The following is a 12704-nucleotide window of genomic DNA, read 5'->3' on the forward strand; positions in this document are numbered from 1 at the left end:
ATCGTCGAAACCCGTCGCGAAGCGAAACAGATTTTCTACCGGTTGACGGAAGCCAAGGCGGCGCAACTGATCGAGGCACTCTACGGTATCTTCTGTGCGCCGGAGGCTCGGCCGTGATCGCAACTTATCTACAATCGCTGGCGGGCGGCATGCTGCTCGGCCTTTCCGCAGTCCTCCTTCTCGTGTTCAATGGACGCATCGCCGGTATCAGCGGCATCGTCGGGCGGCTTCTGGGTGGCAAGCAGGTATCGGCCAATGCGATCTTCGTTGTCGGCCTCGTTCTGGGGCCGGTCATCTATGCTGCAATCTATGGTTCCTTTCCACCGGTCACGATGGCCATGTCCTGGCCTGTTATCGTTGTTGCAGGACTTCTGGTCGGTATCGGAACCCGGATGGGGTCGGGTTGCACATCCGGCCACGGCATTCTTGGTATTGCGCGGTTTTCCAAGCGTTCGATAGCCGCGACGCTCACCTTTCTCTTAACCGGCATTCTGGTGGCCAGCATTTCAGGAGCATTGCTATGAAAGAGTCGGCCTTTGCGCGTCTGGTCATGACGCTGCTTGCGGGCGCAATTTTCGGTTTCGGCCTGTCTCTGTCAGGTATGATCGATCCGTCGCGCGTGACGGGCTTCCTGAATGTTACCAGCGGCCATTGGGACCCGAGCCTTGCCTTCGTGCTGGGCGGCGCTCTACTGGTGGCTATCCCCGGCGTGATGCTGCAGCGGCGTATGGCGCGGCCCGTGCTGGACCAGTCTTTCCATCTGCCGGAAAAGACCGAAATCGACCGGAGGCTGATTGTCGGCTCTGCCATCTTCGGCGCGGGCTGGGGGCTGGCAGGCTTCTGTCCCGGCCCTGTCGTGTCTGCACTTTCCATGGGACTGCCGCAGGTCTGGCTGTTTGTTGCGATGATGGTTTTGGGAATGATTTTCCACGACCGCGTCATAAGCCGGATGGCAACAGAAGCAATCAAATCTTGAACTCTTTGGTCAAATTACCCTTTTAATAGGGAGTTGAATGAGTTAGGCACCCTTTGAACGACCTTGAGGGAGCCGCGCCATGGCTGGATTGCTGAAACGCTTTGCCGGATATTATCGTCCGCATCGTGGGCTGTTCGCGCTGGATTTTACCAGCGCGGTGGCCTCTGGCCTGCTTGAGCTTGCCTTTCCGGTCGCGGTTACGCTTTTCATCGACAAGCTGCTGCCGACCGGTCAGCTTGGTGTGATCGCCATTGCTGCGGTCGGCCTGCTTGCGATTTATGTCGTCAATGCCTTCCTGCAGGTCATCGTGACCTATTGGGGGCATATGCTCGGCATCAAGATCGAGACCGAGATGCGCCGCAAGGCCTTCGATCATCTGCAGAAACTCTCCTTTGGCTTCTTCGACAATCAGAAGACCGGCCATCTTGTGGCGCGGCTGACCAAGGATCTGGAAGAGATCGGCGAGGTGGCGCATCACGGACCCGAAGATGTCTTCATTGCGATCATGACCCTGATCGGCGCGTTCATCTTGATGCTGTGGGTGCATGAACCTCTGGCGCTGATCACTGCGTTCATCGTTCCGCTGTCGGCCTATGTTACCACCCGCTACGGCGGGCGCATGACGAACACGTGGCATGCGCTTTACCGGCGTGTTGGCGATTTCAATGCCCGGATCGAGGAAAATGTCGGCGGAATCCGCGTCGTTCAGGCCTTTACGAATGAAGATCATGAGCGTCAGCTTTTCGCGGAGAGCAACGACAAATATCTGACTACCAAGCTTGCTGCCTACAAGATCATGGCGGCGTCGATGTCGCTGTCCTATCTGTCAATGCGCTTCGTGCAGGTCGTGGTGATGCTGGCAGGTGCATGGTTCGTGGTGCGCGGCGAGTTGACGGCTGGCGGATTTGTCGGCTTCCTGCTGCTGGTCAACGTGTTCTTCCGCCCGATTGAAAAGATCAATTCGGTTATCGAAACCTACCCCAAGGGGATTGCCGGTTTTCAGCGTTATACGGAGTTTCTCGATACACGACCGGATATTGCAGACCGCTCCGATGCGCAGACTGTTGCCCGTCTGACCGGCGACATCGAATACCGGAATGTCAGTTTCGGCTACAGTGTCGAACGCCCCATTGTCGATGGTCTTAACATTTCCATTCATGCTGGTGAAACGATTGCCTTCGTTGGTCCTTCCGGTGCGGGCAAGACGACGATCTGCTCGCTGCTGCCGCGCTTCTATGATGTGACGCAGGGCGCCATTCTCGTCGACGGTATCGACATTCGCGATATGACCCTGAAATCCCTGCGGTCGAATATCGGCATCGTCAGTCAGGACGTATTTTTGTTTGCCGGAACGATCCGGGAAAACATTGCCTATGGCCGTCTTGATGCGACCGACGCGGAAATCGTCGAGGCTGCGCGCCGTGCAAGGCTTGATGGCGTGATCGCCAATCTGCCGGAAGGCTACGATACCGTCATTGGCGAGCGCGGTGTGAAGCTTTCCGGCGGGCAGAAGCAGCGCATGGCCATTGCACGCATATTCCTGAAAAATCCGCCTATCCTGATCCTCGATGAAGCGACTTCCGCGCTCGATACGGAAACCGAACGCGCCATCCAGCAATCGCTCGCCGAGCTTTCGCAGGGACGCACGACGCTGGTGATCGCACATCGTCTTGCAACCATCGTCAATGCCGACCGCATCCTGGTGGTGGAAGGCGGGCGAATTGCCGAACAGGGCAGTCATGCCGAGCTTCTGGCCATGAAGGATGGACGCTACAAGCGCCTGCATATTGCACAGGCCAGTCTGGATCAGGGGCATTATTCAGCGGCGGAATAGGCCGATTTCATATCAGATACGCTTAGTAAAGGCGGCCTTTGGCCGTCTTTTTTTGTTGTCTGTCAATGGGTGGAGAAATTCATTTGATATCTGATGTATCAGATATTGACATATCAGATTCGCTGTTTCAGGATCGCAGCGTTAATTCCGTGACAAACAGGTGTTGCCTTGGGCGATAACGTTTCCCCCCTTTCTCCAATCAAGGTGAAGAGCCTCAGAGACCATGTGCATGACAATCTGCGGGAGGCGATTATTTCCGGTCGGATCAAGTCCGGTGAAAAGCTGAACGAAAGACAATTGGCATCCGATCTCGGTATCAGCACGAGCCCTTTGAAAGAGGCTCTGCGCCAGTTGGAAGGGGAGGGGCTGGTCAGAACGGAGGCGCGTCGCGGAACGTTCGTATCGTTCAATGCACGACAGGCCGAAGAAATGACGCTCGCCCGCGCCGCGCTGGAAAGCATCATTGCGCGGCAGGCGGCCAAGCACGGCGACGAGGAGGCGTTCGGCTTTCTTCGCTCGGTGATCGAGGAAATGCGGGCTGCGGTCGAGGCGGGCAATGTCGATCAGTTGATCGAACTGAACGAAAAGTTCCACGATGGCATCCATGAGGCATCAGGATGCGAATATCTGCGCCGGTTGCAGAATGCGCAGCGCATGTACGACCATGCCGCAAGGGTGACTGTCCTGTCACGCGAGGATGTGCGTCGCCAGTCATTCAATGAGCATGAAGCAATCATGCAGGCAATCACGGCGCGCAACGGCGATCTGGCCGAGCGCCTGATGCGCGAGCATATCGTGAAAGCGGGAGATACGCATATCGAACTGGTCTTCTGACCGGTATATTGGGAGGAAATAATGGATTTAGCTGGCTACCGCCGGGTCCTTCGGGGCATTTCCGGCGTCCATGCGACTGCCTATGACGCAAAGGGTGAGATCGATGCCGGACTGACGGGTAAAATCGTCGGGCGCATCGCCGAAGCTGGGGTTCATAATATCGTCACTGGCGGGAATACCGGCGAATTCTACAGCCTCACTGAGGAAGAAGTTATTCGCCTGCAGGCGATTGCCATTGCGGCGGTCGATGGAAAAGCCGCTGTAACGGCTGCCGCCGGGCGTTCGGTGCGCGAGGCGATCAAGGTCGCGCAGGCGGCAGGCAAAGGCGGAGCCGATGGCGTGATGATCCATCATCCGCTCGATCCTTTCGCCGCGCCCCATGCGCAGGTGGACTATTTCATCGCAATTGCCGAAGCCATCGACCTGCCCATCGTCGCCTATATCCGGTCGGACCTGATCCCGCTCGATGAGATGGTGCGCCTTGCCACCCATCCGAAGGTCGCGGGTGTCAAGTTCGCGTCGCAGAACACGATGCTTTTCTTCGAGTGCTGCCGGGCGACAAAGGGCATGGACGCGACCTGGATATGCGGTCTGGCGGAAAGCTGGGCGTTGCCATTCTATGCCCTTGGTGGACGCGGGTTCACCTCGGGCCTCGTCAACGTCGCGCCGAAACGCTCGCTTGCTGTCTGGAATGCGCTGGAGGCAGGAGATTTCGCAAAAGCGCGGGCAGTGGTCGAGAGCATCGCCGATTTCGAGACCATGCGTACCAAATACCGCAACGGCGCTAATGTGACCGTTGTTAAGGAAGCATTGCAAATTCAGGGATTTGGGGTCGGCAAAGTACGACTTCCCGGATTGCCGCAGCTTGAAACGAATGACCGCGAGACGCTCCAGAAAATCGTCTCGGGCTGGGAGAGCGATGGCATTGTCTGACAAATGAAACCTGGGCGTCCTGACAGGGAGAAGAGGGGCGCACCGGAAAACCAAAAGTGGAGGAGAACATGAGTAAGGGAATTTCACGCCGCACATTCATGGCGGGGGCCGGGATTGCGACCGGCATGGGTATCATGCTGCCGAAAGGTGTGTGGGCACAGTCGGCGAAACTGCCGTCTTCGCCTGTGGCGCTCAACGTCATCGATGCCGCAGGCAATCTGGCCCTGACCCAACCGATCTTCGATAATTTTGCAGCCGAGCAGAAGGCACTTGTCTCGCGCTTTACCTTCAACAAGGCACCGGCACCCGAATTGCCGGGAAAGATCAAGGCGCAGCAGCGCGCCAACCGCATCGACATCGACATGGTGATTGTCGGGCCGGACGCGCTTTCCGCCGGACTTGCCGACGATATATGGACCGACATTATTGCGCTGCCGGATAACGGCCTGCCGAAACTTCAGGATATCTATCTGGAACCCGCATGGCGTATGCAGGAAATGTCGAAGGGCAAGGGCGTCGTGGTGTCCTATTATCCATCCGGCCCCTTGCTTGAATTTCACCCCGACAAGGTGAAGACGCCGCCCAAAACCGCTGAAGAACTGCTGGCCTGGGCGAAGGAAAATCCAAACAAGTTCATCTATGCCCGCCCGGCCAATTCCGGTCCGGGACGCACCTTCCTGATGGGGCTTCCCTATCTGCTGGGCGACAGCGATCCGAAAGACCCGGTCGAGGGCTGGGACAAGACCTGGGCCTATCTGAAGGAACTGCACAAGAATATCGAATATTACCCGGCAGGAACGGGCGCACTCATGAAGGAACTGGGCGAGGGCACGCGCGATATGACGGTGACGACCACCGGCTGGGACATCAATCCGCGTGCGCTCGGTGTGGTGCCGAAGGAGATGGGTGTCAGCAAGCTGGAGGGTTTCCACTGGGTTTGCGATGCGCATTATTTCGCCATTCCCAAGGGCGTGTCCGAGGAAAAGGTCGCGGTGCTGATGGAGTTCATCAAGTTCTCGCTCAAGCCCGACCAGCAGGCCTATTCCTACGATGCCGGCTATTTCTATCCGGGCCCTGCGGTGAAGGACGTCACCATCGAAATGGCACCGAAGGAAAGCCAGAACATCATCGCTGAGTTCGGCCGTCCGGAATATGCCGACTGGATTGCCAACAATCCGATCGAGCTGCCGCTCGAACCGGAGGCGCTGGTCGCTGCATTCCGTCGCTGGGACGAAGACGTCGCCGCTGGCTGATTGACCAAGGCCGGCCAATGGCGAGCCGTGAACGGCTCGCCATTGGCCGCTGATGGTCGCCAATTCTAAATCATGGTGTTTGCGTCAATGTCCTTTCAAGAACTCCGGCTAGACCGGATGAGCCGATCATTCGGAACTTTCAACGCGCTGAGGGAAATCAACCTCACCATCCGGAAAGGCGAGTTCATCGCGCTTCTCGGCCCTTCCGGCTGCGGAAAATCGACGGCTCTCAATTGCATTGCCGGTCTTCTTGGTACGACGGCTGGTGGTATCTTTATCGATAATCGTCGCGTGGACCAGCTGAAGCCGGAAGATCGCGGTTTCGGCATGGTCTTCCAGAATTATGCGCTGTTTCCGCATATGAATGTTCTGCAGAATGTCGGTTTTGGCCTCAAGATGCGCGGTCTGGCAAAAAGCGAGATCGAAAAACGTGCGCGGGCTGCATTGGCTCTGGTGCGGCTTCAGGGACAGGAAGATAAGTTGCCCGGACAGCTTTCCGGTGGCCAGCAGCAGCGCGTGGCGATTGCCCGCGCCATCGTCATCGAACCGCCGGTGGTTCTCATGGACGAGCCGCTTTCCAATCTCGACGCCAAGCTACGCCTTGAGATGCGGGCCGAAATCCGCCGCATTCATAACCAGCTCGGCTCCACGACGATCTATGTGACCCACGATCAGGACGAAGCCCTGTCGCTCGCCGATCGCATCGTGGTCCTGCGCGACGGGGAAATCCGTCAGGTCGGCAAGCCCCACGAACTTTATGAAGAGCCGCGCTATCGCGATGTCGCCGCCTTCATGGGGTTTCGCAACGCCCTGCCGGGCAAGATTGTGCGTATCGAGAACGGGCAGGCCATTATTTCAGTCGCGGGAAGCGAACTCGCTGGCCGTGCGATGGATGAACTTAAGCCGGACGACGATGCCGTGCTGATGGCGCGCGGCGATGATGTCGTGTCGGGTTCTGGCCACCGCAACGATTTGCAGGCGACCGTCGAGACCATCGAATATCGTGGGCGCGAATATGTCGGCACGGCCCGCACCGAAACAGGGATGGAGCTGATCTTTCACGGGCCGCAGGGCGTGGAGCCCGGCAGCCGTATCGTGCTCGGCATTGATGCTGGCCATGCGCTGGTTTTCCCGGCGGAGGGCTGAACAATGGCGGTAGAAACCTATGCAGATGCGCCGCTCAAGTCCGGCTTGCGGCCCGGTTTGCGACAACGCCTCGCCAATCGCGGCTTTGACGGCGTTACCCTTCTGATCCTGCCCGCGCTGCTTTTTGTGGTGGGCGTCTTCATCTATCCGTTTCTTTACGGGCTGGTTCTGTCGTTCAATCCGCTTGATGGCGGCGGGGCGCTGGCCAATTACCGCAAGTTCTTCTCCGATCCCTATCTCTACAAGACCATCGGCGCGACGCTGTGGCTGGCGGTTCCCGTCACCATCATCAGCGTGCTTTTCGCGGTTCCCATTGCCATGCGCGTGCGCCTGATGCCGCGCCAGCGCCTGCTGACGACGATCCTCGTTCTGCCGGTAACGCTTGGTACTGTTTTGATCGCGGAAGGTCTGCTGAATTACTTGGGGCCGCAGGGCTGGTTCAGCCGCACGCTGATCACTATCGGCCTGATCGACAGCCCGTTGAAACTCACCAACAATTACTGGGGTGTCTTTGCGTCGCTGGTCATCACGGTGTTTCCGTTCACCTTCCTGCTGACGCTTTCCTACATAACCGGCATCGATCCGGCGCTTGAACGCGCCGCCGCCACCCACGGCGCCAATAGCTGGCAGCGCTTCCGCCATGTCATGCTGCCCCTGCTGGTGCCGGGACTGGTCGTCGCGGCCTGTCTCACCTTCGTGCAGGCCTTTGCCGTGTTTCCGTCTGCCGTCCTGTTGGGCGCGCCATCCGGGCCGACGCGCGTGATCTCGATTGCCGCAGCGCAGGCGGCCTTCGAGCAATATGACGACTCCATGGCTTCATCCATCGCCATGATCATGGCAGCGGTGCAATTGCTCGTGGTCGGTGCGCTTCTGGGCGTGCGTTCGCTCTTCTATCGCGGTTCCACCGCTGGCGGAAAGGGATAGGTCATGATCCGCGATACGTCCATACTTTCCAAGCTCTGGATCACGCTCGTCTGGCTTGTGACCGGGTTCTTCGTGCTGAATGTTCTGGCGGTCATTACGGCCGTGGTGGTTTCGAGTTTCGGCACGCGCTGGCTCGGCACATGGCTGCCGGATGCGTTTACCACGCGCTGGTATGCGGCGGCCTGGGCTGAATTCCAGCTTGATCAGGTGCTTCTGGTCACTTTTCAGGTCGTCTTTGCGGTGGTGATCCTGTCGGGCATTCTGGGCGTGACGGCAGCTTATGCCATGGCGCGCCGGGATTTTCCGGGCAAGAAGCTTGTGCTTCTCATCTTCCTGCTGCCGCTTCTGGTGCCGCCGATAACCTTCGGCATTCCGCTGGCGACCGTGCTTTACAAGTTCGGCGTGGGTGGCACGTTCTGGGGCGTCGTTCTCGCCAATCTCGTGCCGACAGTCCCCTTCGTCATTCTGGTGATGATCCCCTTCATCGAGCAGATCGATCCGAAGGTCGAGGCAGCGGCGCGCGTGTTCGGCGCAGGCACGTTCAAGCTCTTCATTCATGTGCTTCTGCCAATGCTGATGCCGGGCGTACTCGCGGCCATGCTTCTGGTTCTGGTGCGGACGGTCGCGATGTTTGAACTGACCTTCCTGACCGCAGGGCCGACGTCGCAGACGCTCGTGGTTGCGCTTTATTACTCGGTGTTTGCTGCAGGGGTTCGCTCCGTCCAGTCCATCGATGCCATGGCGGTCATTTACATGGTCACCTCGCTGGTGTGGCTGCTTCTGGCACTGCGCTTCGTCAATCCGACGCAGATTGTTGCGCGCAACCGTCAACCGTCCGCGCATTGAGGCACAACAGAATGAAAATCACGGCTATCGAAACGGTGCAGCTTCCGCACCTCAACAACATAGTGTGGGTGCAGGTCCACACCGACGAAGGCATTGTCGGGCTTGGCGAGACCTTCCGCGGCGCAAATGCGGTCGCCGCCTACATCCATAGCGATATAGCGCCGCTGCTCGTTGGCCAGAATCCGCTGGAGATCGACCGTATCTCCAAGCTGCTGCTGGAGCCCTATGTCGGCTTTCGGTCGTCGGGCGTGGAAATCCGCGCCGCCTCGGCGATAGACATCGCGCTCTGGGATATTTTTGGCAAGGTGACCGGCCAGCCGATCCACCAGTTGCTCGGCGGCTTGTCGCGGCAATCGATCCGCACCTACAACACCTGCGCCGGTTACACTTATAACAAGAGCGGTGCACGCCGTTATATTGGTGATGCCGACGAGGCGAAGGAAGGGCCCTACGAGGACCAGCTTGCCTTTCACAGGGATGCAGGCGCGCTTGCCGAAAGCCTTCTGTCGGAGGGCATCACGGCCATGAAAATCTGGCCCTTTGACCCGTTCGCCGTCGCATCCGGCGGAAATTTCATCCATGCCGGCGATCTGGACAAGGCGCTGCAACCGTTTCGCCAGATACGCGATGCGGTTGGCGACCGGATGGAAATCATGGTCGAGTTTCATTCCATGTGGGACCTGACGTCCGCTCTGGCCATCGCGCGCGAATTGAAAGCCTTCCGGCCTTTCTGGTCGGAAGACCCGATCAAGATGATGAACCCGCAGGCGCTGGCCGTTTATGCGCGCCAGTCCGGCATTCCAGTCTGCGCCAGCGAAACCATGGCCACGCGCGCGCAATTTCTGGATGTCCTGCGCGCCGATGCTTCCGATTATGTCATGCTCGATATTTCATGGTGCGGCGGGCTTTCGGAGGCGAAAAAGATCGCCACCATGGCCGAGGCATTCCAGCGCCCCATTGCGCCACACGACTGTACCGGTCCGGTGGTTTTTGCGGCTTCCATTCACCTGTCGCTCAATGCGCCGAATGCGATCTATCAGGAATCCGTCCGCGCCTATTACACGTCCTGGTATCGCGATCTGGTGACTGTGATGCCGCGTATCGAGAACGGCGTGATCTACCCGTTCGAGGGGGCAGGTCTGGGGCTGGAACTCTCCGATTTCGTGCTCGATTATCCCGATGTCATCCGGCGGAAAACAGAGACTGAGTGATGGGGGCTGAATGATGGGACCGTTTCGCTGCATAGCCGATCTGCGCGGGCAATTGATGGAAAGCCCGGTCTGGGATGACCGCAGGCAAACACTTTTCGCCTGCGATATTTATGGGCGCCGCATATATGAAATCGACATTGACGCCGCCATAGATACCGGTCGGGGCGTGCTTCGTGAATGGTCTTTTGCAAGCCAGGTGGCGAGCCTTGGATTGACCGAAAGCGGACGTCTCGTGGTGGCGCTTTCGCGTCAGCTCGTTCTGTTTGACCCTGAAACGGGTAGCGAGGAACCGCTGTGGTCCGCCTATGACGAGCCCACCACCTCCCGCCTCAACGATGGCAAGGTTGGCCCCGATGGTGCCTTCTGGATCGGTAGCATGGATGGCCGTCCTGAGCGCGAAGCCATCTCGCGGCTCTACCGGGTGACCGGCGACGGCAATGCATCCGTGAAGGCTCAGGGTTTCGAGATTTCGAATGGTCTCGCCTGGACTGCGGATGGCGGAACCATGTTTCATACGGATTCCCGCGGACCGTGGATCGACCGTTACGACTTCGACCCGGAGACCGGTGACATAAGCGGGCGCAAGCGCATTCGCGATCTCGATGAACAGGACGGCAGGCCGGACGGCGGTGCCTGCGATGCCGAGGGCGCCTATTGGAGCGCGGGCGTATCTGCGGGTGTCCTGAACCGCTTCGACCGCGAGGGCAATCTGCTTGAAAAGGTTCCAGTACCGGTTCCGGCTCCGACAATGCCCTGCTTTTGCGGGTCTGATCTGACGCTTCTGGCCATCACCTCGCATCGCCAGTTGCCGGAAGCGGCTCTGGAGGCGGCCCCTCGGTCGGGCGGTGTGTTTCTGGCGCAGGCGTCGGTTGCAGGAGCCCCGGTGACCCGGATGAAGGGAGCGTAGCGTGGTCGCTAATCTCCTCCTAAATATTTGTTTTGAATTGCATTTTTTCCGAAGGCCGTTTCGCGCCCTTTGGAATACGCTTTGATCGGGAAGGTAGGGAAATGACGAGAAAGACCTATGGTGACCTGCGCTCGGCGCGCTGGATGCTGCCCGATGACCAACGCTCGTTCGGCCATCGTTCGCGCACCATGCAGATGGGATATGACCCGGTCGACTGGGAAGGTCGTCCGATCATCGCCATCATAAATACATGGTCCGAGGCCCAGCCTTGCCACATGCATTTCAAGGATCGGGTGGAGTGGGTCAAGCGCGGCATCCTGCAAGCCGGCGGCTTCCCGATGGAACTGCCTGCATTGTCGTTGTCGGAGAATTTCGTGAAGCCGACAACCATGCTTTATCGCAATCTGCTGGCGATGGAGACCGAGGAGCTTTTGCGTTCGCATCCGATCGACGGCGCGGTGCTGATGGGCGGCTGTGACAAGACCACACCGGGCCTCGTCATGGGTGCGGTCAGCATGGGACTGCCATTCATCTTCCTGCCTGCCGGGCCAATGCTGCGCGGCAATTATGCCGGTAAATATCTGGGCTCTGGCACGGATGGCTTCAAATATTGGGACGAGCGCCGCGCAGGCACCATTTCCAAGGAGGAATGGCAGGGGATCGAAGGCGGCATCGCCCGGTCCTACGGCCATTGCATGACCATGGGAACCGCATCGACCATGACCGCGATTGCTGAAGCCATGGGGCTGACGCTTCCCGGTGCATCATCGATCCCGGCTGCAGACGCCAATCACCAGCGCATGTCCACGCAATGCGGCCGCCGCATCGTCGAGATGGTTTGGGAAGACCTGACGCCGGAAAAGATCATGACGCCCGTCGCGATAACCAATGCAGTCACTGTCGCAATGGCGACGGGTTGTTCGACAAATGCCATCATTCATCTGATCGCGATGGCACGCCGGGCAGGTGTGCCGCTGGAACTGGACGATCTCGACCGTATCGGGCGCACGACGCCTGTGATCGCCAATATCCGACCTTCCGGCACAACCTATCTGATGGAGGATTTCTATTATGCAGGCGGGTTGCGGGCGCTGATGAAGCAGCTTGGAGACAAGCTCGACCCTTCCGCGGTGACTGTGACCGGCAAGCCCCTGACCGATGGTCTGGAAGAGGCTCACATCTGGAACGAGGATGTGATCCGTCCGCTTTCCAATCCGGTCTATCATGAGGGTTCGCTTGCGGTGCTGAAAGGCAATCTCTGTCCCGATGGCGCGGTGATAAAGCCTGCAGCTTGCGATCCCCGCTTTCATCGCCACAAAGGCCCGGCGCTTGTCGCGGACAGCTACCCCGACCTGAAGAAGATCATCGACGACCCCGATTATCCGATGACGCCGGATACGGTTCTGGTGTTGCGCAATGCGGGTCCGCAGGGCGGGCCGGGCATGCCGGAATGGGGCATGATCCCCATGCCAAAAGCACTGTTGAAGCTGGGGCTGCGCGACATGGTGCGTATTTCGGATGCGCGCATGTCGGGAACGAGTTTCGGTGCCTGTGTTCTGCATGTCGCGCCGGAATCCTTCATCGGCGGCCCGCTTGCCCTGCTAAAGACCGGTGACACAGTCGAACTCGACATTCCAGCCCGCAGTCTCAACATGCTGGTTTCGGATGAGGAGCTGGCGGCACGGCGCGCGGCCTGGCAGACGCCACCACCCAAATATGAGCGCGGCTACGGCTTTGTCTTTTCCAAGCATGTCGAACAGGCCGACAAAGGCTGCGATTTCGACTTCCTGAAAACCGATTTCGGCCGTCCTGTCGACGAACCGGTCATTTATTGAGAGGC

12 protein-coding genes and 1 pseudogene are annotated in these 12704 nt (G+C 58.7%); all 13 read left to right on the forward strand.

What is annotated here, in order from left to right:
• A pseudogene (locus tag MKS82_RS18065) lies at window positions 1–117 on the forward strand (transcriptional regulator); the annotation flags it as partial.
• Window positions 114–524: a YeeE/YedE family protein gene (locus MKS82_RS18070; protein WP_109987475.1), complete on the forward strand. Its 411-nt coding sequence runs from the start codon at window positions 114–116 to the stop codon at window positions 522–524. The pseudogene MKS82_RS18065 and the gene MKS82_RS18070, both read left to right, overlap by 4 nt.
• Window positions 521–976 (forward strand): YeeE/YedE family protein, encoded by a 456-nt coding sequence (locus tag MKS82_RS18075; protein ID WP_109987474.1) that lies wholly within the window; start codon window positions 521–523, stop codon window positions 974–976. Before MKS82_RS18070 ends, MKS82_RS18075 begins: the two co-directional genes overlap by 4 nt.
• A gap of 79 nt (window positions 977–1055) precedes the next feature.
• Window positions 1056–2810: an ABC transporter ATP-binding protein gene (locus tag MKS82_RS18080; protein WP_109987473.1), complete on the forward strand. Its 1755-nt coding sequence runs from the start codon at window positions 1056–1058 to the stop codon at window positions 2808–2810.
• 225 nt (window positions 2811–3035) lie between these two features.
• Window positions 3036–3644, forward strand: coding sequence for a GntR family transcriptional regulator (locus MKS82_RS18085; RefSeq protein ID WP_109987472.1), 609 nt, complete (start codon window positions 3036–3038; stop codon window positions 3642–3644).
• Between the two features lie 21 nt (window positions 3645–3665).
• Complete coding sequence (locus tag MKS82_RS18090) at window positions 3666–4577, forward strand: dihydrodipicolinate synthase family protein (RefSeq protein WP_109987471.1); 912 nt, start codon at window positions 3666–3668, stop codon at window positions 4575–4577.
• A 98-nt stretch (window positions 4578–4675) separates the two neighbouring features.
• A complete protein-coding gene (locus MKS82_RS18095; protein WP_240579489.1) occupies window positions 4676–5830 on the forward strand; it encodes an extracellular solute-binding protein in 1155 nt (384 codons plus the stop codon).
• A gap of 72 nt (window positions 5831–5902) precedes the next feature.
• Entirely contained in the window at window positions 5903–6976 is a 1074-nt protein-coding gene (locus tag MKS82_RS18100) for an ABC transporter ATP-binding protein (RefSeq protein ID WP_181394273.1), read from the forward strand.
• Window positions 6977–6979: 3 nt separating this feature from the next.
• Complete coding sequence (locus MKS82_RS18105) at window positions 6980–7900, forward strand: ABC transporter permease (protein WP_109987468.1); 921 nt, start codon at window positions 6980–6982, stop codon at window positions 7898–7900.
• A 3-nt stretch (window positions 7901–7903) separates the two neighbouring features.
• Window positions 7904–8746: an ABC transporter permease gene (locus MKS82_RS18110; protein WP_012092772.1), complete on the forward strand. Its 843-nt coding sequence runs from the start codon at window positions 7904–7906 to the stop codon at window positions 8744–8746.
• A gap of 11 nt (window positions 8747–8757) precedes the next feature.
• Window positions 8758–9957, forward strand: a complete 1200-nt coding sequence (locus MKS82_RS18115; RefSeq protein WP_109987467.1) for a mandelate racemase/muconate lactonizing enzyme family protein — start codon at window positions 8758–8760, stop codon at window positions 9955–9957.
• A 10-nt stretch (window positions 9958–9967) separates the two neighbouring features.
• Window positions 9968–10864: an SMP-30/gluconolactonase/LRE family protein gene (locus tag MKS82_RS18120; protein WP_240579148.1), complete on the forward strand. Its 897-nt coding sequence runs from the start codon at window positions 9968–9970 to the stop codon at window positions 10862–10864.
• 101 nt (window positions 10865–10965) lie between these two features.
• Entirely contained in the window at window positions 10966–12699 is a 1734-nt protein-coding gene (gene araD, locus MKS82_RS18125) for an L-arabinonate dehydratase (protein ID WP_109987465.1), read from the forward strand.
• Window positions 12700–12704 lie beyond the last annotated feature (5 nt).

Source organism: Ochrobactrum sp. A-1, assembly GCF_022488005.1.
Classification (GTDB): domain Bacteria; phylum Pseudomonadota; class Alphaproteobacteria; order Rhizobiales; family Rhizobiaceae; genus Brucella.